This is a genomic window from Okeania sp. SIO2B9 (genome assembly GCF_010672505.1).
In the GTDB taxonomy this organism is placed as follows: Bacteria; Cyanobacteriota; Cyanobacteriia; order Cyanobacteriales; family Microcoleaceae; genus Okeania; species Okeania hirsuta.
This window is the reverse complement of record NZ_JAAHGK010000479.1, coordinates 1-5,122: the sequence shown is the minus strand read 5'-3', so window position 1 is coordinate 5,122 and position 5,122 is coordinate 1. Positions and strand designations below refer to the sequence as shown.

Sequence of the window (5,122 nt, the reverse complement as noted above, 5' to 3'; positions counted from 1 at the left end):
GAAGTAATTGAATTAGACCTTGAAGAAGTAACAATCCCCCCGGAAACAGATCCATAAATTCAAGAAATAACCAGGATTATTCAAGAAAAAGGATATAAATGGTTGGAGCAAAATGTAACTTATGCGGGTGTCAAACAAAGGTGGTTAATTGTAGAAAGTGAATCCCGGAAAAAAAGTGATATCCAGAAGTTAAAATTGAAATTAAATATCATAAATTAGACAAAATCTGGTTATTAAAGATATTTTATAGGATGTAAGATTCAACCCTCACCTCATTTCCCCTAAACCCTGTCTACATAAAAGGATGCTCTATAAACCGAATTTAGGATTATATTCTGAATCAGCTTATCTGGCCATGAAAAAAAATTGATTGTAACTAATTATCTCAACTTGGTATCATAAATATGATTTAGATGAAAAACCCCGATTAAAAGAAAACTCGAAAATGACAAAAGAAACTATCGAAACATTAGTCAATTCTTATTTTACAAATATGGCAGCGATGAATGCCGAAGCATGGGTAGAAAACTTTGCTGAAGACGGTGTTATCTATGACCCTGTGGGTAAACCACCTAGCAATGTACAGTCAGATTATCAGAAATTCTTTGGGCTATTATCAATGATTTTTGCTCAACTAGAATTGACACCAAACAATATATTTATTGTAGATAATGGAGCAGCAGTTAAATGGACGATGCAAGGAGTGGGAAAAAATGGTAATCAGGGAGTTGCAGAGGGAATTAGTATATTTGAAATTAATGAAAATGGCAAAATTAAACAAGTATCTTCTTATTGGGATGATGCAGCAATGATGGCTCAAATCAAAGGTGAGTAAGAAGGTGTTAGGTTTTAGGTAGTTATTTAAGTGACAAGAAAAATTTTTGATTTTTCCCCTTCACAAATTTAGTGGTAAGTAGGTAAGTATAAATAAAGGGCATTGGTGAATGCGTAATGCTTTTGTCTCAAATATCTATGAAAAAAACTATAATTGTACCGTTCATAAATATTTAATGGCATTACCTAATCACCAACCCCAAATAAAGAGGTGTTGGTAAATTAGGATTTTCATCTTTATCTATTATGCCTTTTGTTTTTTACCTTCTTTCAAATACCAACCTGTCTTATCAAAAAATTTTTCTTCCTTAAAGGTGAAATGCTTGTTGAGCAGCTTTAATATTTTCTGGTGTTTCAGAAATGGGAACAGTTACAGAAATATTATCAACTAAACAAATCAAACAAGGTGTGGGGGAGGCCGCACGAATAGCTTGAATAGCCAACCCGTAGGCCAGTAAAGCATGATGGGAAGTTTGCCAGACTTCTTTATTGGTATTAACCAGAGTACCTGGAGCGTGGGAAAGGTCAGAATTGACGGCATAACCGAGATGCGTAAAACAAGTAATTTCATTGATAGTTATCCAGTTAGTGATGCGATCGCCCAACCGACTTAGCACAGCAGTTACATAGTCTGCAAAATCTTTTGCCATTTCCCGACTACGCCAAGACCGATATAAGTCTTCCAAGGTTTGAGGACTATCCCAATGAAATAGAGTTGCATGGGGAGTAATATTGTGTTGATGCAGACAGTCTACTAAACGGCGATAAAAATCTATCCCTGCTTCATTGACTATACCCCGACCATCAGGAATAATGCGTGGCCAAGCAATACTAAAGCGATAATGTTTGACACCAAGTTGCGCCATTAGTTTAATAGAGTTGTCGCTAAATAAAGGAAAAAATCACTCTAACCTAGACAGAGCAATAATTCCCAGCATGTTTACAGCCAATAGCTACAATCCTTACAGAACAAGGTTTTTGGGATTTTTTTAAGGAATTAAAGCGACAAGTCTAATAGAGTTGTCGCTAAATAAGGGAAAAAAATCACTCTAACCTAGACAGAGCAATAATTCCCAGCATTTTTGCTATCCCATAGCTACAATTCTTACAGAACAAGGTTTTTGGGATTTTTTTAAGGAATTAAAGCGACAAGTCTAATATCTGTTTCGTAACGATGATAGTGGTCGCAAGCTATTGCACCTGTATCGCCATGTAACACTTTTCCTGGAGTTTGGCTAAAGGTATCCCAGACGCTAGGTTTGCGACCTGCTTCTGTGGCGGCACCTTCTATTTGATAGGAAGCGGTAGCTACTCCCCACATAAAATCGTCTGGAAATTTATAACTATTCATATATTCAATTTTTTTCAAAGGAAACAGGGAACAGGGAATATACAGCGCTTTCTGTTGTTATGAGGTACACCCCGAAGCGGACAAGATGCCCGCACTACAATATTTTCATCATTTACCCTGTACCTCATTTGCCCGAAATATGCTGTAGAATCTAAATGATTTTTAGCTGATCACAAGGACATTATGTTTACTACTCCTTCATCTCCCCATCTCCCCATCTCCCCATCTCCCCATCTCTCCCGCTCAAGAAAACCTCGATCAAAAATGAGGAACTGATTTTCTCAGTTCCCCATCCGTTATTTCCATTTGAATCTATAATTTGCAAAGTATTCCCAAAAAGTTGAATAAATCAATTATTTCTAAATTCCTAATTTTAGTTTGAATCCTTCTTCTCGTTTATCCCCTTCTAGGGTATTTTCTAGAGGATTTTCTGATTTAGGCAGATCTGAGTTTACAGGAATCGAGACTCCTGGTATCACTTCTACGTTTTGTTGTTGACGACGCAGTTCATAAGGTTTAATTCCATTTGTAGGAGAGCTACTAGATTTTGGGTCATCAGTATATGTGCTGTAATTATCTTTATTAATGGATCTGCCTTCTACTGTCTTCAGAGAGTCTCCAGAAAGAGTTGTTTCTCCAATTTGAGGATTATTTGATTGTGCTCTAGTAGTAGGAGTATAAGATAGCAAGATTGCACCAATACCTAAGATAGTAATGATTGTCTTCATTATCAATTTTCTTTTATTGTTGTGTAGGGTTTATATCCTTTATTGTACTATCTAATTATTGAAAATGCTAGGAAAACTTTTTCTAAATGTAGAAATAATACTTCAGTATAACTACTAAATTTATTTTAATTTTAATGTAAAAAAACAATCTAAGCACAAATGCTGATAGTTCTTTACAAATACTATTTTTCGTCAAAAAAAGTATATTTTTTTAGATAAATTAGTCACTTATTACTTTCTTCAGTAAAAACATTAAATTAAACTTAAAATATTCAACAAAAACAACTGTTGAAGTTGCAACTTTAGTGTGTACTATACCTAATGATTATTTCAGGAATCGGAGATACTAATTATAGTAAAGAGTTTAAATTTCAATCCAGATAAAAAAATATTTGTCAAGTTACTTCTGAACTTTACTGATAAATTTTTCAAACATAAACATAAATGTAAAAAAATAGTAGGTGTTAGAGAGGTATTTTCAACAATTCTTTATGGAAAAAAGTAGGAAAAGGTGTAAAATAGTATCTTAGCAATTAATCTATAAAATTATTAGAAAAATTGATATTAATTATACCAAATTTTTTCAGATTATTCGCTAGTAATATTTTTGACTCCTCATCCTCCTCTGCCCAACACAAAGGAAATAAAAACTTAAAAATCACTTAATAGCCTAATCTTTCTGAGAACAAAAGTTAACACGGTTTCTTGGGAAGAAATTATATCAGCTCGACCTTCCATTCCTGGTTGGATTAGATATTGACGACCGCTCCTAACTAAGTAAGGTTTTTCAGGTTCTATAGTCACTTCATAATAAGCTTCACGAAGTGCTTCTGAGGTGATAGCATCTGGAGAAATTGAATTGACAGTTCCTTTGAGAATACCATAGTCCGGAAAAGGATACGCTGAAATCCTCATTTGCACAGGTAGGCCGACTTTTACCCTAGCAATATCTGCTGCTGTTACTCTGCCTTTAAATACTAAAGGTGCATTACTAGGAACAATCTGAGCGATCGCTGCTCCTGACTTTACAGTTTGCCCAGGATTACGCAAAGATAGTTTAAAGATAGTACCATCTACAGGGACTCGAATTACACTATTATCAAGTTTAATATCTACTTTTTCTAGTTCTCTGGTACCTGCAGTCAAATCTTTAATTAATTTTGTCCGCTTCACAATTAGGTCTCGTCGATCCTTAGCAAATTGTTGCGCAACTGTAGGTAAAGATTGAGATAAATCTAAAATGGCTGATTCAACAGATGCATTATCTATTTTATTGTTTGCTGTTGTACTCGATCTAGATTTCTGAAAAGTCTGAGGTTTCGCGGTAGCTAAAATTTGAACTTCTACAGCAGAAATTTGTTGATTTATCTGTTCTAGTTCTACCTCACACTGTTTTATTTTTTCCTGTAGTTGATTTTTTTGGCGATTAAGTGCAGATTCATCTATGCGTGCGATGGTCTCTCCCATCTCAACAGTTTGATTTTCACTTACTTCTACACTTTCAACTTTACCTTCTGTAAGTGCCTGAACAATTCTTACGTCTCCTGTTGGTCGAGCAATTGCTTCAGTTCTTACAGTAGGGTTGTACTTTACTACACTCATTAGAGCAATAGCGACACCAAATGTTCCTACTAAAAACATTCCTCCTATTTTGCTCCAAGGACTTAGAGGAGGGAGAAATTCATCACTTTCTAGAGGTTGTAGTTCTACATAATCAGAATTATTTAACATAATTGATATTCACTTATTAAATTGAAGAAGGTGGTAGGTTTTAGGTGGTAGGTTTTAGGTGAAAAAGCTTACCGAAAAATTTGGGTAGTTACGCCTCCTCTTTTAAGAGGATAAAAAGCAGTCGATCTTCGGAGCTTCCCGTAGGGTGGGATGGCGATCTTCGGAGCGGGTCTGTAAGAACAGGTCTCTTCGCCATATCCATGAGACCAAGAGAAAAGAAAATTCCGTATTTTCGTAGCCTCCTGATTGCAGAGGTACTGAAGTCCGCAGTTCCTCCGGAGGAGGCGTGCCTGATAACTGAAATGACCGCACCACCTACATACCTAATACGCAAGGGAAGTCTAGGGATAATAGTTATTTTACTAATTTCTTACAAATTATTTAGAGAGTTGCTATATCAACTTAGAGTAATGAGCGGTAAGAGTGTTGTATACGAACCCTCTACAATATAATGTAGATAGTATTGTTTTTTGAATTT

At 35.4% G+C, this 5,122-nt stretch carries 5 protein-coding genes; 1 reads left to right on the top strand and 4 read right to left on the bottom strand.

The window, feature by feature from the left end; all coding sequences use genetic code 11:
- Nucleotides 1–445 precede the first annotated feature (445 nt).
- Nucleotides 446–835, top strand: coding sequence for a nuclear transport factor 2 family protein (locus tag F6K13_RS17300; protein WP_124145581.1), 390 nt, complete (start codon nucleotides 446–448; stop codon nucleotides 833–835).
- 307 nt (nucleotides 836–1,142) lie between these two features.
- Here the strand turns inward: F6K13_RS17300 and F6K13_RS17295 are convergent, their stop codons facing one another.
- The 4 genes from F6K13_RS17295 to F6K13_RS17280 form a co-directional block, all read right to left on the bottom strand.
- Complete coding sequence (locus F6K13_RS17295) at nucleotides 1,143–1,709, bottom strand: glycoside hydrolase family 1 protein (RefSeq protein WP_275670395.1); 567 nt, start codon at nucleotides 1,707–1,709, stop codon at nucleotides 1,143–1,145.
- A 257-nt stretch (nucleotides 1,710–1,966) separates the two neighbouring features.
- Entirely contained in the window at nucleotides 1,967–2,185 is a 219-nt protein-coding gene (locus F6K13_RS17290) for a family 1 glycosylhydrolase (protein ID WP_124145579.1), read from the bottom strand.
- Between the two features lie 359 nt (nucleotides 2,186–2,544).
- On the bottom strand, nucleotides 2,545–2,913 hold the full coding sequence (locus F6K13_RS17285) for a hypothetical protein (protein ID WP_124145578.1): 369 nt from the start codon (nucleotides 2,911–2,913) through the stop codon (nucleotides 2,545–2,547).
- 651 nt (nucleotides 2,914–3,564) lie between these two features.
- On the bottom strand, nucleotides 3,565–4,644 hold the full coding sequence (locus F6K13_RS17280) for an HlyD family secretion protein (protein WP_124145577.1): 1,080 nt from the start codon (nucleotides 4,642–4,644) through the stop codon (nucleotides 3,565–3,567).
- Nucleotides 4,645–5,122 lie beyond the last annotated feature (478 nt).

What these genes read in the sequence shown, in the direction of transcription:
- F6K13_RS17300 (WP_124145581.1), top strand. Translation starts at nt 446, where the DNA reads ATGACAAAAGAAACTATCGAAACATTAGTCAATTCTTATTTTACAAAT.
- F6K13_RS17290 (WP_124145579.1), bottom strand. Translation starts at nt 2,185, where the DNA reads ATGAATAGTTATAAATTTCCAGACGATTTTATGTGGGGAGTAGCTACC.
- F6K13_RS17285 (WP_124145578.1), bottom strand. Translation starts at nt 2,913, where the DNA reads ATGAAGACAATCATTACTATCTTAGGTATTGGTGCAATCTTGCTATCT.
- F6K13_RS17280 (WP_124145577.1), bottom strand. Translation starts at nt 4,644, where the DNA reads ATGTTAAATAATTCTGATTATGTAGAACTACAACCTCTAGAAAGTGAT.